At 67.7% G+C, this 14,355-nt stretch carries 15 protein-coding genes; 10 read left to right on the top strand and 5 right to left on the bottom strand.

The annotated features are described in order from the left end of the window. The first annotated feature begins 174 nt into the window (after nt 1–174). From TSH64_RS06395 to TSH64_RS06365, 7 genes are all read left to right on the top strand, one after another. The gene (locus tag TSH64_RS06395; protein WP_014249167.1) at nt 175–426 is read left to right on the top strand and encodes a DUF6489 family protein; all 252 of its coding nucleotides are present in this window, start codon (nt 175–177) and stop codon (nt 424–426) included. After that, the gene (locus tag TSH64_RS06390; protein ID WP_247872788.1) at nt 423–797 is read left to right on the top strand and encodes a (2Fe-2S) ferredoxin domain-containing protein; all 375 of its coding nucleotides are present in this window, start codon (nt 423–425) and stop codon (nt 795–797) included. Before TSH64_RS06395 ends, TSH64_RS06390 begins: the two co-directional genes overlap by 4 nt. 10 nt (nt 798–807) lie before the next feature. Beyond that, nucleotides 808–2,139 (top strand): tRNA uridine-5-carboxymethylaminomethyl(34) synthesis GTPase MnmE, encoded by a 1,332-nt coding sequence (mnmE, locus tag TSH64_RS06385; protein WP_109096027.1) that lies wholly within the window; start codon nt 808–810, stop codon nt 2,137–2,139. 128 nt (nt 2,140–2,267) lie between these two features. Next, nucleotides 2,268–4,163 carry a tRNA uridine-5-carboxymethylaminomethyl(34) synthesis enzyme MnmG gene (gene mnmG, locus TSH64_RS06380; protein ID WP_199237485.1) on the top strand — a complete coding sequence of 632 codons (1,896 nt, stop codon included), beginning with the start codon at nt 2,268–2,270 and terminating at the stop codon, nt 4,161–4,163. Further along, the gene (gene rsmG / locus TSH64_RS06375; RefSeq protein WP_109096025.1) at nt 4,160–4,774 is read left to right on the top strand and encodes a 16S rRNA (guanine(527)-N(7))-methyltransferase RsmG; all 615 of its coding nucleotides are present in this window, start codon (nt 4,160–4,162) and stop codon (nt 4,772–4,774) included. The genes mnmG and rsmG overlap by 4 nt, the downstream gene beginning before the upstream one ends. Before the next feature lie 62 nt (nt 4,775–4,836). Then, the gene (locus tag TSH64_RS06370) at nt 4,837–5,634 is read left to right on the top strand and encodes an AAA family ATPase (protein ID WP_063635622.1); all 798 of its coding nucleotides are present in this window, start codon (nt 4,837–4,839) and stop codon (nt 5,632–5,634) included. Further along, the gene (locus tag TSH64_RS06365; protein WP_098740884.1) at nt 5,631–6,542 is read left to right on the top strand and encodes a ParB/RepB/Spo0J family partition protein; all 912 of its coding nucleotides are present in this window, start codon (nt 5,631–5,633) and stop codon (nt 6,540–6,542) included. Before TSH64_RS06370 ends, TSH64_RS06365 begins: the two co-directional genes overlap by 4 nt. Nucleotides 6,543–6,571: 29 nt before the next feature. Here the strand turns inward: TSH64_RS06365 and TSH64_RS06360 are convergent, their stop codons facing one another. From TSH64_RS06360 to TSH64_RS06340, 5 genes are read right to left on the bottom strand one after another with little or no spacing between them, the layout of a single operon-like run. Continuing rightward, a complete protein-coding gene (locus TSH64_RS06360) occupies nt 6,572–7,066 on the bottom strand; it encodes a dihydrofolate reductase (RefSeq protein WP_109096024.1) in 495 nt (164 codons plus the stop codon). Between the two features lie 33 nt (nt 7,067–7,099). Next, on the bottom strand, nt 7,100–8,269 hold the full coding sequence (gene hemW / locus TSH64_RS06355; protein WP_109096023.1) for a radical SAM family heme chaperone HemW: 1,170 nt from the start codon (nt 8,267–8,269) through the stop codon (nt 7,100–7,102). Next, nucleotides 8,257–8,856, bottom strand: a complete 600-nt coding sequence (gene rdgB / locus TSH64_RS06350; RefSeq protein ID WP_109096022.1) for an RdgB/HAM1 family non-canonical purine NTP pyrophosphatase — start codon at nt 8,854–8,856, stop codon at nt 8,257–8,259. Before rdgB ends, hemW begins: the two co-directional genes overlap by 13 nt. 26 nt (nt 8,857–8,882) lie before the next feature. Further along, nucleotides 8,883–9,602 carry a ribonuclease PH gene (gene rph / locus TSH64_RS06345; protein WP_109096021.1) on the bottom strand — a complete coding sequence of 240 codons (720 nt, stop codon included), beginning with the start codon at nt 9,600–9,602 and terminating at the stop codon, nt 8,883–8,885. A gap of 39 nt (nt 9,603–9,641) precedes the next feature. Further along, a complete protein-coding gene (locus TSH64_RS06340; RefSeq protein ID WP_199237484.1) occupies nt 9,642–10,961 on the bottom strand; it encodes an MFS transporter in 1,320 nt (439 codons plus the stop codon). Between the two features lie 308 nt (nt 10,962–11,269). Between TSH64_RS06340 and TSH64_RS06335 the strand changes: the two genes are divergently transcribed. The 3 genes from TSH64_RS06335 (at nt 11,270) to TSH64_RS06325 (ending at nt 14,344) form a co-directional block, all read left to right on the top strand. Next, nucleotides 11,270–13,534, top strand: coding sequence for an NADP-dependent malic enzyme (locus TSH64_RS06335; protein ID WP_109096020.1), 2,265 nt, complete (start codon nt 11,270–11,272; stop codon nt 13,532–13,534). A 109-nt stretch (nt 13,535–13,643) separates the two neighbouring features. Continuing rightward, complete coding sequence (locus tag TSH64_RS06330) at nt 13,644–13,892, top strand: type II toxin-antitoxin system prevent-host-death family antitoxin (RefSeq protein WP_109096019.1); 249 nt, start codon at nt 13,644–13,646, stop codon at nt 13,890–13,892. Next, nucleotides 13,889–14,344: a PIN domain-containing protein gene (locus tag TSH64_RS06325; protein WP_109096018.1), complete on the top strand. Its 456-nt coding sequence runs from the start codon at nt 13,889–13,891 to the stop codon at nt 14,342–14,344. Before TSH64_RS06330 ends, TSH64_RS06325 begins: the two co-directional genes overlap by 4 nt. Nucleotides 14,345–14,355: the final 11 nt, after the last annotated feature.

Genomic DNA, 14,355 nt, shown 5'->3' with positions numbered 1-14,355 from the left:
GATCTGTTGGTGTGTCGTTGGACAATAGGTGGCGCCGGGGTGGCGTTGCGCCAGTGCATCCTATCTGTATAGTGGGGCATGAGCCGCCGCGGCGCTCAACCCCAAAATCAACAAGGGCCATTGGCCGGACAGCTCCCTCCACGGGTGCCGGCTCCGGCTCTGGAGGGGGTCCCCATGAAAATCACCGTCGACATCGACTGCACCCCGGACGAGGCCCGGCACTTCCTCGGCCTGCCCGACGTGAAGCCGATGCAGGATGCCATGATGCACGAGATCCAGGAACGGATGCGTGCCAACCTCCAGGCGATGGACCCGGAGACCATGCTCAAGACCTGGCTGCCCGCCGGCATCCAGGGCATGGAGCAGATGCAGAAGATGTTTTGGTCCCAGATGGCCTCGGCCCTGGGCCAGGAAGGAAGAAAGTGACCGACCGTCCCATTGAGTCCCAGAAGCCTTACTTCGAAGCCCATGTCTTCTGCTGCACCAACCGCCGGCCCGACGGCCACCGGCGCGGATCCTGCGCCGCCCACGGGTCGGAGAAGCTGCGCGACTATATGAAGGCCCGCGCCCGCGAACTCGGCTTCGACGGCAAGGTGCGGATCAATTCCGCCGGCTGTCTCGACCGCTGCGAGCTGGGACCGACGCTGGTGATCTATCCGGACGGCGTCTGGTACACCTACCGCAGCACCGGTGACGTCGACGAAATCCTCCAGACCCATCTGGTCGAAGGCCGCCGGGTCGAGCGGCTGATGCTGACGCCGGAGCAGCGCGAACTGCGGCCCGAGCAGCAGGGCTGATCCTCCGCCGATGTCCACCGACACCATCTACGCGCTCGCCACCGCCCCCGGACGATCCGGTGTGGCGGTGGTTCGCATTTCGGGGCCCGGGGCCGGATCCGCCCTCGCCGTCCTGACCGGCCGCTCCCTGCCCGCGCCGCGCCGCGCCGTGCTGACCAAGCTGCGCGATCCGAAGAGCGGCGATGCGCTCGACGACGCACTGGTCCTGCGCTTCAGCGCTCCCGCCAGCTTCACCGGCGAGGATGTGGTTGAACTGCATCTGCATGGCGGCCGCGCCGTCGTCACCGGCGTGACCGAGGCGCTGGCCACCCTGCCCGGCCTGCGGCTGGCCGAGCCCGGCGAGTTCACCCGCCGCGCCTTCGAGAACGGCAAGCTCGACCTGACGGAGGCCGAGGCGGTCGCCGACCTGATCGACGCCGAGACCACCGCGCAGCGCCGGCAGGCCTTGCGGCAGATGGAGGGCGCGCTCGGCAAGCTCTATGACGGCTGGCGGGAGCGGTTGACCCGTGCCCTCGCCCACATCGAGGCCGACATCGACTTCGCCGAGGACGACCTGCCCGGCGGCGTCGCCGACGCCGTCCGTCCGGTGATCGCCGGTCTGGCCGGGGAGATCGCCAGCCATCTCGATGACGGCGGCCGTGGCGAGCGTCTGCGCGAAGGGCTGCACATCGCCATCGTCGGCGCGCCCAATGCCGGCAAGTCGAGCCTGCTGAACGCGCTGGCCCGCCGGGACGCCGCCATCGTCTCCGCCCGCGCCGGCACCACCCGCGACATCATCGAGGTGCATCTCGACCTCGGCGGTTATCCCGTCGTGCTGGCCGACACCGCCGGGCTGCGGGAGGCCGCCGCCGACGAGGTCGAGGAGGAAGGCATCCGCCGTGCCCGGGACCGCGCCGCCCGCGCTGACGTGAAGGTCGCGGTGTTCGATGCCGCCACCCTGCCCGATCTCGACCCGGCGACGCTGGACCTGATCGACCGCGATACGGTGGTGGTCTTCAACAAGACGGATCTTGCTGCCGTCACCGATCTGCGCCCGGATCTGTCGCCGATCCTGGTCTCCGCCCAGACCGGTGCCGGGCTGAAGTCGTTGGAAGAGAAGTTGACGGAGTTCAGCGCCGACCGGCTTGCCATCGGCAGCGCGCCGTCGCTGACCCGTGCCCGTCATCGTGCCGCGCTGACCGAGTGCCGGGAGTCTTTGCTGCGGGCGTTGGACGCGCCGCTGCCCGAACTGGCGGCGGAGGATGTGCGTCTCGCCAGCCGGGCGCTGGGGCGCATCACCGGGCGCGTCGATGTCGAGGATTTGCTGGACGTGATCTTCCGGGACTTCTGCATCGGCAAATGAGGATGGCCAACGGCCGCGTGTTTCACGTGAAACAGGGCTGACCTGCGGCACTTGTCCCTGTCCGCCTCCCTGCCTGCCTCCCCGCCTTCCTCTTGGATCCGTGCCGCCGTTCCGCTATGGTCCCGCACATGCGAAGCTATGATGTCATCGTTGTCGGCGGCGGTCACGCCGGCTGTGAGGCTGCCGCGGCGGCAGCGCGCATGGGTGCGCGCACGCTCCTGCTGACCCACAAGGTCGAAACCATCGGCGAGATGTCCTGCAATCCCGCCATCGGCGGCTTGGCCAAGGGCCATCTGGTGCGGGAGATCGATGCGCTGGACGGGGTGATGGCGAAGGCCATCGACCGCGGAGGCATCCAGTTCCGCATCCTGAACCGTAGCAAGGGCCCCGCCGTCCGCGGCCCGCGCGCCCAGGCCGACCGCAAGCTTTACCGGCAGGCGATGCAGGCTTTGCTGGCCGAGCAGGAAAACCTGTTCATCGAGGCCGGCGGCGCCGAGGACCTGATCGTCGACGAGGAGAAGCGCATCGTCGGCGTCGTCACCGGTGCCGGCGAGTCCATCCGCGCCGGCGCCGTGGTGCTGACCACTGGCACCTTCCTGCGCGGCCTGATCCACATCGGTGAGGAGCGCACCCCCGCCGGCCGTGTCGACGAGGCGCCGTCCATCGGCCTGTCCGACACGCTGGCCCGTCTCGGCTTCCCGCTCGGCCGTCTGAAGACCGGCACCCCGCCGCGGCTCGACGGGCGCACCATCGATTGGGACGCGCTGGAGAAGCAGCCCGGCGACATGCCGCCGCCGCCCTTCTCCTACATGACCGAGCGGATCGACACGCCGCAGATCGATTGCGCGATCACCTGGACGACGCATGAGGCCCATGCGCTGATCCGCGCCAACCTGCACCGCGCCCCGATGTATTCCGGCCAGATCACCGGCACCGGTCCGCGTTATTGCCCCTCCATCGAGGACAAGGTCGTCCGCTTCGCCGAGAAGGAGAAGCACCAGATCTTCCTCGAACCGGAAGGGCTGGACGATCCCACCGTCTACCCGAACGGCATTTCGACCTCCCTGCCCCGCGACGTGCAGCTCGGCATCCTCGCCAGCATGCCGGGGCTGGAGAAGGTGGTGATGATCCGCCCCGGCTACGCCATCGAATACGACTATGTCGATCCGCGCGAGCTGAAGCCGACTCTGGAGACCCGCCGGGCGCCGCGCCTGTTCCTAGCCGGACAGATCAACGGCACCACCGGCTATGAGGAAGCGGCGGCCCAGGGGCTGATGGCCGGCATCAACGCGGCGCTGGCGGCGGGCGGCAATGCGGACGGCTTCGTGCTCGACCGGGCCGACGCCTATATCGGCGTGCTGATCGACGACCTGATCGGCCGGGGCACCAACGAGCCCTACCGCATGTTCACCTCGCGTGCCGAATACCGGCTGCTGCTGCGCGCCGACAATGCCGACCAGCGTCTGACCGCCAAGGGCGTCGCCATCGGCTGCGTCGGCTCCGAGCGCCGCGATGTCTTTGCCGCCAAGAGCGCCGCCCTGTCCGCCGGGCGTGCCCTGGTCGCGTCGCTGCAGGCGACGCCGGTCGAGCTGTCCCGCCAGGGCGTCGCGGTCAATCAGGATGGCGTGCGCCGCAGCGCCGCCGACCTGCTGCGCTATCCCGACATCGACCTCGCCGCTCTCGCCCGCCTGTGGCCGGAGCTTGGCGGGATCGCGCCCGAGATCGCCGAGCAGCTGGAGATCGACGGCAAATATGCCGGCTATCTCGGCCGGCAGGAGGCGGATATCCGCGCCTTCCGCAAGGACGAGTCCCTCGCCCTGCCCGACGATCTCGATGTCGATGGCATCGGCAGCCTGTCGGCGGAAATCCGGCAGAAGCTGCGCCAGTCGCGTCCGGCGACGCTGGGCGCTGCCGCGCGCATCCCCGGCATGACCCCGGCGGCGCTGGTCGCCCTGCTCCGCCATGTGAAGCGCCGCGATGCGAGGTCGTCCGAAATTGACGCCTCCGGGGTGGCCGCGGAATGAGCGGGTTCGATGCGGTTGCATTTCAGGAGGCCACCGGTGTTTCACGTGAAACGCTCGACCGCCTGATCGCGTATGACGGTCTGCTACGCAAGTGGCAGCCGAAGATCAATCTCGTCGGCCCCTCCACCCTGCCGGACACCTGGAAGCGCCATTTCCTCGACTCCGCCCAGCTCTACCCTTTGCTGCCGGACGGTGTACGGGTGCTGGTCGATCTCGGCAGCGGTGCCGGCTTCCCGGGTCTGGTGCTCGCCATTCTCGGCGTGCCGCAGGTGCATCTGATCGAGAGCGACGTGCGCAAATGCGCCTTCCTGCGCGAGGTCGCCCGGGTCTGCGAAGCTCCGGTCACCGTCCACACCAAGCGGATCGAAACCGTCACCGGCATCGAGGCCGATGTCGTCACTGCCCGCGCCCTGGCGCCGTTGGCCGACCTGTTCGGCTGGGCCCATCCCTTCATCGGATCGCGCGGCAAGTGCCTGTTCCTGAAGGGCGCGGCACTGGACGACGAATTGACCGCTGCAACGCAATATTGGACACTGGTTCCTGAGCGATTCGACAGCCGCACCGATCCGAGCGGGACCATCCTGCGTGTGAGCCATCTTGAGCGTGCGTGAAGACCGTGCCTGACACCGTTCCCCCGCCCTCTTCCCGCCAACCGGACTCCCGAGAGGCTGCCATGTCTGCCGTCACCCGTCCCCTTGCCCGCGTGGTTGCGATTGCCAACCAGAAGGGCGGCGTGGGCAAGACCACGACGACGATCAACCTCGCCACCGCGCTTGCCGTCATCGGCAAGCGGGTGCTGGTGATCGACCTCGACCCGCAGGGCAACGCGTCCACCGGTCTCGGCATCCCCCGCTCCGACCGCCGCGTCGGCATCTACGACGTGCTGTTCGACGACGTGTCGCTGGAGGAGGCCGCCACTCCCTCCTCCGTGCCTAACCTGTCGATCATCACCTCGTCGGTCGATCTGTCGGGTGCCGAGATCGAGCTGGTCGGCGCCGAGCGCCGCGAGTTCCGCCTGCGCGAGGCCGTCGCCAACAGCGCGCTGGAATACGATTACGTCCTGATCGACTGCCCGCCTGCACTGGGCCTGCTGACGCTGAACGCGCTGGTCGCGTCGCATGCGGTGATGGTCCCGCTCCAGTGCGAGTTCTATGCGCTGGAAGGTCTCAGCCATCTGGTCCGCACCATCGAGCGGGTGAAGCGCGCCTTCAACCCCAACCTCGACATCCACGGCGTCGTGCTGACCATGTTCGACAAGCGGAACAACCTGTCGGACATGGTCGCGGCGGATGTCCGCGGCTTCTTCGGGGAGAAGGTGTACGACACCGTGATCCCGCGCAACGTCAAGGTCTCGGAGGCGCCGTCCCACGGCAAGCCGGTGCTGATCTACGACATGCGCTGCCCCGGATCGCAGGCCTACATCCATCTGGCGGGCGAGGTGCTTCGCCGTGAGAAGAGACTGACCGCATGATCGACGACACCAAACAAGGCGGCGCCCGCCGCGCCAGCCTGGGCCGCGGCCTGTCCGCGCTGTTCGGCGAAGCGACCGAGGATTACTCGGCGCTCGACAAGGTGCGGCAGTCCAAGCAAGTGCCGATCGAGTTCGTCCATCCCGGCAAGTACCAGCCGCGGCGGAAGTTCGACGACGAGGCGATCCAGGGCCTCGTCGAGTCCATCCGCGACAAGGGCATCCTCCAGCCGCTGCTGGTCCGCCGCGACGCCGAGGACGCCAATTCCTATGAGCTGATCGCCGGCGAACGCCGCTGGCGCGCGGCGCAGATCGCCGGCCTGCACGAGGTGCCGGTCATCATCCGCGATCTCAGCGACCGCGAGGCGCTGGAAATCGCGCTGATCGAGAACATCCAGCGCCAGGATCTGACCCCTCTGGAAGAGGCGGAAGGCTATCGCCGTCTGATGGAGGAGTTCGAGCACACGCAGGAGGATCTGGCCCGCGCCGTCGGCAAGAGCCGCAGCCATGTCGCCAACATGATGCGCCTGCTGGCCCTGCCGGAGCCGGTCAAGTCGATGGTGCAGGACGGCGCGCTGACCGCCGGCCATGCCCGTGCCCTGCTGACCGCCCCGGATCCGGCCGCTGTCGCCCGCGAGGTGGTCACCCGCGGCCTGAACGTGCGCCAGACCGAAGACCTGATGCGCGGCGACCAGCCCAAGGCGAAGAAGGGCAAGGCCGCGGCCGGCGGAGCCGGATCGGCGCCTGCGATGAAGGACGTCGACCTGATCAATCTGGAGGAGGAGATCTCCGCCCGCATCGGCTTGAAGGTCGCCATCAACCCGCAGGGACAGCGCGGGACGATCACCATCCACTACCAGACGCTCGACCAGTTGGACGATGTGCTGCACCGGCTGGGCGGGGAAGAGTAACGGGGCTTTGTCGGGGGTGTTCGCGCCCCCTACCCCCTCTCCTTCGCGAAATCGATGTAGCGGTAGATCAGCCCGTTCTCTTCCATGGGCGCGCTCGACCACACCTCGGCCCAGTCCGTTCCGATCGGCGGCATCAGCGTGTCGCCCTCGATGGCGCTTTCGATGCGGGTCAGGTGCAGGCTGTCGGCGATCGGCATCGTCTCGCGGAACAGGGCGGCGCCGCCAATGACGCAGAGTTCGGCGGCGCCGGACTCCTGCGCCCACGACACCGCCGCACCCAGCCCGTTGAACCAGCGGGCGCCGTCCTTTTCGCCGACTTCGGCCTGGCGGCTGATCACCAGATTGTCCCGGCCGGGAAGCGGACGGCGCGGCAGCGACTCCCAGGTCTTCCGGCCCATCAGGATCGGCTTGCCCATCGTCAAGTCCTTGAACCGGCGCAGGTCGCTGGGTAGGGTCCAGGGAAGCCGGCCGTCGCGGCCGATCACGTCGTTCGTTGCGGCGGCGACGATCAGAGTGATGAGCATGCCAAGCCCTTTCCCCGGTGGAGGTGAGCGATTTTACGCCAGAATTGCGCCGAGCACCGCGTTCAGACGCTGTAGCCCCTCCGGTGTGGCAACCAGACGGTCGGCATCGCGGGCGAGGAAACCGCCGTCGATCAGGCGGGACAGGGCCGCCGGATCGACGAAATCGTTCAAAGTCCGTCCGGTCTCCTCCGTCAGGCGGGCAAGTCGCACGCCTTCGGTCAGGCGCAGCCCCATCATCAGCAGCTCGGTCCCGCGGGCGTCGCGGTCGATGGGATCGGGAGCGGCAGCGCCATGGCCGTCGCGCTCCACCCGCTCCAGCCAAATCTCCGGGGCGCGGTGGGCGCGGGTGGCGAATTTCCCGCCGTCCAGCGTCAGCCGGCCATGGGCACCGGGACCGATGCCGACATAGTCGCCATAGCGCCAGTAGGTCAGATTGTGGCGGCTTTCCTCGCCCGGACGGGCGTGGTTGGAGATCTCGTAGGCCGGCAACCCGGCCGCCGCCAGCTGGCTCTGCGTCGCCTCATAGAGATCGCCGGCCAGATCCTCGTCGGGCAGCACCAGATCGCCGCGGGCATGGAGCGGATAGAAGGCCGTGCCCTGCTCGATGGTCAGCTGATAGACCGACAGGTGGCCGACCGCGTAGTCCAGTGCCCGCGCCAGCTCAGCCTGCCAGGCCGCCACCGTCTGGCCGGGACGGGCATAGATCAGGTCGAAGGAGAAGCGGTCGAAAATCCGCGCCGCCAGGTCTATGGCGCCGGTCGCCTCCGCCGCGTTGTGCTCGCGGCCGAGGAACTTCAGGCTGGCGTCGTCCAGCGCCTGGATGCCCAGCGAGACGCGGTCGATCCCGGCGCTGCGGAAGGCGCGGAACTTGTCGGCCTCGACCGAGGTCGGGTTGGCCTCCAGCGTCACCTCCAGCCGCTCGGCGACCGTCCAGCGCTGGGCGACGCGGTCGACGATGGCGGCGACGGTGGCGGGCTCCATCAGCGACGGGGTGCCGCCGCCGAAGAAGATCGAGGTGACGGTGCGCCCCGCGGTCAGGTCGGCGTAATGGTCCAGTTCACGCAGCAGCCCGGCCCGCCAGCGGTCATGGTCGACCCGCTCGCGGACATGGCTGTTGAAATCGCAGTAGGGGCACTTCGACTTGCAGAAGGGCCAATGGACGTAGACGGCAAAACCGGGATCAGAACCGCTCACCGGAAGCACCGCTCCACCAGCTGCCGGAAGGCGTCGGCGCGGTGGCTCATCTCATGCTTCTTCGCCGGGTCCATCTCGCCGAAGGTCAGCCCATGGCCGTCGGGCAGGAACATCGGGTCATAGCCGAAGCCATGCGGCCCGCGCGGCGGCCACACCAGCGTGCCATAGCAGCGGCCCTCCACACTCTCGACATGGCCGTCCGGCCAGGCGAGCGACAGGGCACAGACGAAATAGGCGCTGCGGTCGGCCTTGCCGGCCAGACCGTCCTCGACCTTTTGCATCGCCATGGCGAAGTCCTTGGACGGGCCGGCCCAGCGGGCGGAGTAGATGCCGGGGTCGCCGTTCAGCGCCGGCACCACCAGCCCGCTGTCGTCGGCGAGCGCCACATGGCCGGCGGCAGCCGCGGCCTTGGCCTTCAGTTCCGCATTGGCGATGAAGGTCGTGCCGGTTTCCTCAGGCTCGGGCAGGCCCAGCTCCCCGGCCGCGGTGAAGGTGGCGACATAGGGGCCGAGCAGGTCGGCGATCTCGCGCACCTTGCCCTTGTTGTGGCTGGCGATGACGAGCGTGTCGCCAGTGAAGCGGCGGGGAGCGGACATGGTCTGAACCTCTGGCTGAAACGGCCTTACTTGATGCCGAGAACCTGCTTCTGCAACGCCACCAGCTCGGTGACACCCTTGCGGGCGAGCGTCAGCAGTTCCATGAACTGCGGCTCGGAGAAGGGGGTTTCCTCGGCGGTGCCCTGGATTTCGACGATGCCGGCCTTGCCGGTCAGGACGAAGTTGGCATCGGCCTGCGCCTTGGAATCCTCGTCGTAATCGAGGTCGAGCACGGCGTTGCCCTGGTAGAGGCCGCAGGAGACGGCGGCGACCTGATCGGTCAGCGGCATGGTCTTCAAGGCACCGATCTGCATCAGGTGCTGGAAGGCCAGATGCAGGGCGACATAGCTGCCGGTGATGGCGGCGGTGCGGGTGCCGCCGTCGGCCTGGATCACGTCGCAGTCGATCTTGATCTGCTTCTCGCCCATCGCCGAGCGGTCGGTGACGGCGCGCAGCGCGCGGCCGATCAGACGCTGGATTTCCTGGGTGCGGCCGGATTGCTTGCCCTTCGCCGCCTCACGGTCGCTGCGGCTGTGGGTGGAGCGCGGCAGCATGCCGTATTCGGCGGTGACCCAGCCCAGCCCGGTGTTCTTCAGGAAGCGCGGCACCGTCTCGTCGACGCTGGCGGTGCACAGCACATGCGTGTTGCCGAAACGCACCATGCAGGACCCCTCGGCATAACGGCTGAAGCCGGGTTCGAGGGAGACGGTGCGCAGTTGGTCGAAGGCGCGGCCGGAGGGGCGCATGGGCATCATTCCGAAGGTCGTTTGCAGATCGGCGGCAAGCTAACGGCTCCGCCCCGCCCCGTCCAGTACGGCGTCCGCCGCCACCGGTACAGGTGCCGGCATGACGGCGGCTGTCGGCGCCGGGGCGCGCGTCGCCCGCTCCAGCCACAGGGTCAGCATGGGAATGGCAAGCCCGATGGCGATGGAGACCATGGCCATGGTCGAGACATGCTCCAGCCGGCCGTCGGGCGCGTTGGTCAGGATCTCCGCCGACAGGAAGGCGCCGAAGGCCGAGCTGAGATGCTGGACCGCCGACACCAGCGCCATGAAGCCGGCGCGCTCCTGCGGGTCGGGCACGCGGGAGAAGGCGGCGCCGTTGGCGACCATGCGGACGCCGACGAAGGTCATGAAGAAGGGGAACAGCCCCAGCACCGGCATCCAGGGACGGTAGCCGATGAAGGCGGTGAAGATCACGACGCTCAACCCCACGGTCGCCGCGAAAGTGATGGCGCTGGAGCCGTGGCGGTCGACCAGACGGCCGGCCCAGCGCGAGGCGAAGAAGCTCAGCGCGCCGCCGGTCATGTAGACCAGGCTCAGATGGTCGCGCGGGAAGCCCAGATTGCCCTGCACATAGGCGGCGATGTTGGGGACGATCATGAATTGCTGGACCTGCACCAGTGCCACGGTGGCGTAGGCCAGCCAGACCTTGCGGCGGGACAGCAGCGCCGTCATCCGCACCCACGCGCCGGTCTTCACCCCCGCCCCTGCCCCGGCGGCCAGATGGCCGCGCTGCGGCGGCAGGATGGCGATGGCGGCGACGGCGACGACCAGCCCGGCGGCGGCCACCGCGAAGAACGGCAGGCGCCAGCCGCCATAGAGCGCCAGCTCCAACCCCACCGGCACCCCGGCGATGGCCGACAGCGAGAAGGCCGACATCACGGCCCCCATCGCCTGTCCGCGCCGCTGCGGCGCCACCTGGTCGGTCAGCGTGGCGATGGCGACCGCGACGGCCGGGCCGCCGAACAGCCCGGCCAGCACGCGGGCCGCCAGCAGCGACGGGAAGTCCCAGGCCAAGCCGCCGAGTGCGGTGGAAACGATCAGCCCGGCCATCGCCACGGCAAGCGCCCTGCGGCGGTCGAAGCGGTCGAGCAGCATCGAGCCGATCAGCCCGGCCACCGCGGCGGCGGCGGTGTAGCTGCCGCCGATATAGCCGATGTGTGCCGCCGGAATGCCAAGCGCCCGCGCGAAGTCGGGGCCGAGCGGCATCACCATCATGAAATCCAGGATGTTGATGAACTGCACCGCCGCGATGACCAGCGTGATGCGGCGTTCGTCGGGCGTCAAAGCGGTGGGCGCCGCAGGGCGTGTGGCCTGGGACAAGATGGAGGCTCCGGCAGAGGCGGAAAAGCGCGGATCGCGGGACCGCCCTCGATGGTAACAGCCACCGCCCGGCCATCCCAAACGCCATGGTCATGCAAGGCGAGCGCAGCAGATAGGACGCAATACCAACTGAATGTGTCTTCAATCGTCAAAAAAATGCATGATTCGTACAAAAAGCGGGCTTTGGAGGCTTGGCGAGTTGCGCGTGCCGCGTGTACCATCGCGGCCCCACCGTCGGCAGCGCACCGCCCAGAAGGGCATCAATGAAGACCGACGGGCTATGCACTCCGTTGAGGAACACGACATCCATGTCCGACACCAAGCGCGTCACCGACGAAGAGGCCCTGCTGCTGCATTCGAGCGGCCGGCCCGGCAAGCTGGAAATCACCCCGACCAAGCCGCTGACCACCCAGCGCGATCTGGCGCTGGCCTATTCCCCCGGCGTCGCCGCGCCCTGCCTGCGCATCGCTGAAGACCCGTCGCTCGCCTACGACTACACGGCCAAGGGCAACATCGTCGCCATCATCTCCAACGGCACCGCGGTGCTGGGGCTGGGCGACCTGGGTGCCTTGGCCGGCAAGCCGGTGATGGAAGGCAAGGCGGTGCTGTTCAAGCGCTTCGCCGACGTCGACGGCATCGACCTGGAGGTCGACACCCGCGACGTGGACGAGTTCGTCAACTGCGTGCGCTTCCTCGGCCCCAGCTTCGGCGGCATCAACCTGGAAGACATCAAGGCGCCCGACTGCTTCATCATTGAGGAGCGGCTGCGCGAGCTGCTCGACATCCCGGTCTTCCACGACGACCAGCACGGCACCGCGATCATTGCCGCCGCGGGCCTGATCAACGCCTGCGACATCACCGGCCGCAAGGTCGAGGACGTGAAGATGGTGGTGAACGGCGCCGGCGCGGCGGGCATCGCCTGCGCCGAGCTGTTCTGCACGATGGGTGTTTCACGTGAAAACATCATCCTGTGCGACACCAAGGGCGTGGTCTACCGCGGCCGCACCAACGGCATGAACCAGTGGAAGTCGTCCTTCGCCGTCGACACCGACAAGCGCACGCTGGAGGAGGCGGTTGCCGGCTCCGACGTGTTCGTCGGCCTGTCGGCCAAGGGGGCGATGACGCCGGAGATGGTCAAGTCGATGGCGGCCAAGCCGATCATCTTCGCGCTGGCCAACCCTGATCCGGAGATCACGCCGGAGGAGGTCAAGGCGGTGCGCGGCGACGCCATCGTGGCGACCGGCCGCTCCGACTATCCGAACCAGGTCAACAACGTCCTGGGCTTCCCCTATCTGTTCCGCGGCGCGCTGGACGTCCGCGCCACCACCATCAACGAGGCGATGAAGGTCGCCGCCGCCAAGGCGCTGGCCGCACTGGCGCGCGAGGATGTGCCGGACGAGGTCGATGCCGCCTATTCCGGTCGCCGGCTGCGCTACGGCCCGGACTACATCATCCCGGTGCCGTTCGACCCGCGCCTGATCGTCACGGTTCCGGCCGCCGTCGCCCAGGCGGCGATGGAAAGCGGGGTGGCGCGCAAGCCGATCCTCGACCTGACCAGCTACAAGCACAGCCTGCGCACCCGCCTGGACCCGACCGCCGACAGCCTGGAGCTGATCCTGGAGAAGGTGCGGACCAACCCGCGCCGCGTCGTCTTCGCCGAGGGCGAGGAGGAGCGGACGATCCGCGCCGCCATGGCCTTCCGCGCCCACGGCTACGGCACGCCGGTGCTGATCGGCCGGGAGGAGGTCATCCGGGAACAGCTGACGGCGATGGGGCAGCCCAACGTCCAGTTCGAGATCCACAACGCCCGCCTGTCGGACGCCAACCGCCGCTATGCCGACCACCTTTACCGCCGCCTGCAGCGCAAGGGCGCGCTGCTGCGCGACTGCCAGCGGATGGTCAACCAGGACCGCAACGTCTTCGCCGCCTGCATGGTGGCGCAGGGCGACGCCCATGCCATGGTGACCGGCCTGACCCGCAGCTTCGGCGTCGCCTACGAGGAAATCCGCCGGGTCATCGATCCCAAGGCGAGCGAGCCGGTGTTCGGCCTGCATCTCTCGATCACCCGCAACCGCACCGTCTTCATCGCCGACACCACCGTTCATGTCCGTCCCGACGGCAAGACGCTGGCCGACATCGCCATCGGGGCCGCGGCCAAGGCGCGGCAGATGGGGCACGAGCCGCGGATCGCGATGCTGTCCTTCTCCAACTTCGGCCAGACGCCGCACCCGAACACCGATCCGCTGCGGGAAGCCTTGTCGATCCTCGACAGCCGCCGGGTCGATTTCGAGTATGACGGCGAGATGTCGGCCGACGTGGCGCTGGATTACCAGCTGATGAAGCGGGTCTACCCGTTCTGCCGGCTGTCCGGTCCGGCCAACGTGCTGATCATGCCCGGCCTGCATTCGGCCAACATCTCGGCCAAGCTGCTGAACAAGATGGCCGGCGGCCAGATGATCGGCCCGCTGCTGATCGGCCTGGACAAGCCGGCGCAGATCGTCACCATGGGCGCCTCGGTCAACGACATCGTCACCGCCGCAGCCCTGGCGGCGCATGACTCGCTGCCGTGGTGAGGTGAGGTAGGACGCCTCTTCTTCCGCCGCGGTGGAGGAAGAGGCGTTACCTTTTCGGCCTGGGCATCCTATAGTTTACTCTGGACACCATGTGTTGGGAGGGGTGCCCATGCCGGATGGTCTTGTCAGTGCGGCGGAAGCGAACCGCGACTTCTCGAAAATGCTGCGCGACGTCGAAGGCGGCGCGCGTATCACCATCACCAAGGATGGCAAACCGGTTGCCGTGTTGTCGCCTGCCGATCCATCCATGAACTTGGATCGCAGCAGCACGCATCGGCGGATGATGGAGTTGCTTGCGGAAGGGCTTCCCCTTGGCTTCCGGGGTGGTGTCGACCGCGACGATGTACATTCGCGATGATGTTGGCTGGGATCGATACCAACATTCTTCTCTACGCGGTCGACAATACTGGGGACTCCGAAAAGCATCGCAGGGCGGTCGATCTTCTCGATCGGCTGGCTGCTGGTGCGCGTGGGGTGTTGCCGCTTCAGACTTTGACGGAGTTCTACTCGGTCGCGGTCAGGAAGTACCGCGCCTCTCCGGAGCAAGCTTCACGTTACATCGATGTATGGAGCGGCGTTTTTCCGGTACGCGAGGCAGTCTTTGCAGATGTTGTCGATGCTATGCGCATACACCGTGACCATGGCGTCCAATTCTGGGATGGTATGATCTGGTCTGTGGTAAGGCGCGCTGGCGGCCGTGTCCTGTTCAGTGAAGATTTGCAAGATGGCCGGGAGCTTGAAGGGGTTCGGTTTATCAACCCATTTGCCCCGGCCAATGCATCGGTTCTCGAAGACCTCCTTGCCTTCTAGTACCGTTCGAA

The sequence above is a fragment of the Azospirillum sp. TSH64 genome (genome assembly GCF_003116035.1).
Classification (GTDB): domain Bacteria; phylum Pseudomonadota; class Alphaproteobacteria; order Azospirillales; family Azospirillaceae; genus Azospirillum.
The sequence above is the reverse complement of the archived record's forward strand: the minus strand, read 5'-3'. Positions and strand labels throughout refer to the sequence as shown.